2 protein-coding genes are annotated in these 1,500 nt (G+C 63.2%); both read left to right on the top strand.

The window, feature by feature from the left end; genetic code table 11:
- Positions 1–199, top strand: a 199-nt coding sequence (locus tag AC1DT3_RS20780; RefSeq protein WP_477467097.1) for a sugar-binding domain-containing protein, incomplete at its 5' end; no start/stop codon positions are given.
- Positions 196–1,500, top strand: a 1,305-nt coding sequence (gene xylB / locus AC1DT3_RS20775) for a xylulokinase (protein ID WP_477467096.1), incomplete at its 3' end; no start/stop codon positions are given. The genes AC1DT3_RS20780 and xylB, both read left to right, overlap by 4 nt.

The raw sequence follows: 1,500 nt of genomic DNA, 5'->3' as shown, positions 1-1,500 counted from the left end.
TCCCCTCAATCGCCGCGCGATCGCGTTGCCTTTGAAAGATCTTTCGCGCATCCCGACCGTAGTGCTCGCCTCTGGCGGAAAGAACAAGACGCTCGCTGTCGCCGGTGCATTGCGCGCGAAATTGGCCTCTGTCCTGGTTTGCGACGAAGAAACGGCGCGCGCTGCGTGCGGCATCGTGCGTGGTGGAAACAAGCCGTGACGATCGTCCTGGGAATCGACATCGGCACCTCAGGCGTCAAGTCGGTTCTCGTCGATGCCGAGGATCGCATTATGGCAGAGGCAGCGTGTCCTCTGATGGTCGATCGACCCAAACCCCTCTGGTCGGAGCAGCATCCGGAAGCCTGGTGGCAAGCGGTCGTCGCGACACTCGATGCACTCCGCGTTTCGAACCCCACGCTCCTGGCGGCGACGCAAGCGATCGGTTTGTCGGGGCAGATGCTCGGCGTAGCGCTCGTCGACGACAACGAGCGTGCCATCCGGCCTGCGCTCCTTTGGAACGATGGCCGCGCCAGCGAAGAATGCGGAGAGCTTGAATCGTTCGTCACCGATTTTCCGGGTCTCGTCGGATGCCGCGCGATGCCCGGCTTCTCGGCTCCCAAGTTGCGGTGGCTGCACAAGCACGAACCGAAGGCGCTCGATGAGGCGCGCCATATTTTGCTGCCGAAAGATTTCGTCCGACTGAAGCTGACGGGAGACGCCGTGACGGATGTGGCGGACGCTTCCGCGAKCCTGCTCGTTGACGCGCGGAAAGGGACCTACGCTCCGGCCATCCTTGCAGCGTGTGGCATCGACCCCGCGAAGCTTCCATCCATCATCGAAAGCGATGCAATCAGCGGAACGTTGCGGCGTGATCTCTCGTCGCGATGGGGCCTCAAAATCGATGTTCCCGTCATCGGCGGTGCGGGCGACAACATGGCCGGCGGTGTCGGCGCCGGCATCGTGTCTCCGGGAGAGGCATTCATCAGTCTCGGGACGTCCGGCGTCTATTTCGTCGCCAACGACAGGTTTGTTCCTGCCTATGATCGCGGCATGCACACCCATCGTCACGCGGTCCATGGATTATTCGCGCAGCACGGCGTCGTCCTGAGCGCGACCGCTGCTTTATCTTGGATAGCCGACGTGACTGGCGCAGGCGACGTGGGCGCGCTCGTCGGCTCCCTTGAAGCATCTCCGCTGCCAATCGCGGAGACGCCGGTGTTCACACCTTATCTCGCAGGTGAGCGGACGCCACACAACGATCCGACGCTCACGGCGGCGTTCTCAGGTCTCACCTTCGCCACGTCGCGGCAGCATCTCGTTCAGGGTGTGATGGAAGGTGTCGCCCTTGCGCTCGGGGATTGCCACCGAGCCCTTTTGTCGAGCGGCGTCGCCATCAATCGCGTTGCGTTGATCGGCGGCGGATCGCGTAGCCAATTCTGGGCGACACTGCTGGCAAGTGTGATCGGTCTGCCGCTGTCGGCTCCCATCAGCGCAACGGTTGGCCCGGCGTTGGGTGCCGCC

The organism is Microvirga sp. P4_G7 (assembly GCF_056401005.1).
The sequence above is the reverse complement of the archived record's forward strand: the minus strand, read 5'-3'. Positions and strand labels throughout refer to the sequence as shown.